General features: G+C 38.3%; 1 protein-coding gene. It reads right to left on the bottom strand.

All coding sequences use genetic code 11. The annotated features are described in order from the left end of the window. Positions 1-291: 291 nt before the first annotated feature. On the bottom strand, positions 292-969 hold the full coding sequence (locus ACFV6D_RS38845; RefSeq protein ID WP_041332645.1) for a hypothetical protein: 678 nt from the start codon (positions 967-969) through the stop codon (positions 292-294). Positions 970-1,492: the final 523 nt, after the last annotated feature.

Raw genomic sequence — 1,492 nt, 5'->3', positions numbered from 1 at the left:
ATTATATTTTGCGAATTCTTGAAAAGTCAAGGTACTAGCTGGATTTTTCAAGGATTCATTTTTATTTTACCTAAATCACTTGAAAAAATTCACATGATTTTTGTTTTGCCATGAACAATTACATAATTAAGTAAAGCAGACCCTTAAAGGTCTGCTTTACTATTTGACTAGCTTGGAAACGTTTGGTAGAAAGCAACAATGCCGATCACGCTTAACACAACTAGGATTCCTAGAATGCTCCACAATGTTACTTTTACACGCTTAGACATACCATGACCTCACTTTTTAGGCTCAATCAACGGTGAATTTCTTGTAAGTGCGTTTTCCATTTTTATCGCCGACGGCTTTGATAAATACGTTACCTAGAGTGATACCGATGTCTTTGATTGGCCCGATTTGATAATAGAAACTTCCTGAAACTGCTGCTTTGTTATCGCCTGTAACCCAAGCGTTCTTGCCGCCTGTATTTAAGCCTGTTCTTACTACTGGATTCAAGTTGCGGACTACTCTTGCATTTGAAGAGTTGATCTTTTTCACTTTTCCACCAGATACATTGTAGTTAACGGAAACTTTGTAAGTAGTCTGGGGTACTCCGAAAAACTTAACTGAGTTCTCGTAAGAAACGCCTTTGTCCCCCATAGCATTGATTGGGTCATCAACTACAACTTCGTTTTCTTCTATGTTGATAGGATCGATCTTTGTAAAGCTTTCCACAAATTTTTCCTGATCTTCTTTTGATAAGGCTTTAAAATCTTCAAGGATTTTTCCAGCTTCCATAACAGCTGACGATATGTACTCTGGAGATACACCGGCTGCTTTAGCTGCATCTGAATCGTAATTTGCGAGGTACTTTTCATAATCTTGGGGCGTATATTGACTCTTTACTTCTTCAGCAGAAGCTTCGCCTGAAGGCAATACTAATCCAAGTGTAACAAAACTGATAATCATAAACAGAATCCATTTCCTCATTTTCACACTCTCCCTTGTATGATTTTGGTACCGAATTCACGTTAACATAGCTTGTATCTGAATATGAATAAAATAACAATATTTCAAATAAATTGAATAAAAATTCCTATGAGGTTGAACTTTTGATTGCGGGCATTTTTGCGGTCTTTATAGTGTGCGAAATACAGATATATCAATGTCTTAATATCATTTTGATTGGGAAGATGGTTTTAAAAATAGAGAAAGTAGCTGCGTGTTGCCGCAGCATACTTTCTTTGATTGAAAATTTGACACATAGAACAATTTGTTCATGTGTCAAATGCTGTGGAAGCAGCAAGGGTTTTTCTGATTTTCTGCCGATCTCTCATCGGCGGAAAAATCGGGTCGGCGGACAGCCGACAAGTGGCACGAACTTTCGATGCGATAGCGAGAATGAGAGAGCCACCAGCACCGCAGGTCGCACGTCCAAATTTGCCATGGGCATAATTTGGTGTAGTGCGTTACACCAAAGATAAACTTTGTGTTACCATAACCCCTATACAGT

The organism is Kitasatospora sp. NPDC059812 (assembly GCF_042732075.1).
GTDB lineage: Bacteria > Actinomycetota > Actinomycetes > Streptomycetales > Streptomycetaceae > Kitasatospora.
Note: the sequence above shows the minus strand (reverse complement) of the source record. Positions and strands in the feature narration are given on the sequence as shown.

Bases quoted from the DNA above. Each gene is read 5' to 3' on its own strand.
- ACFV6D_RS38845 (WP_041332645.1), bottom strand. From the start codon at position 969: ATGAGGAAATGGATTCTGTTTATGATTATCAGTTTTGTTACACTTGGA.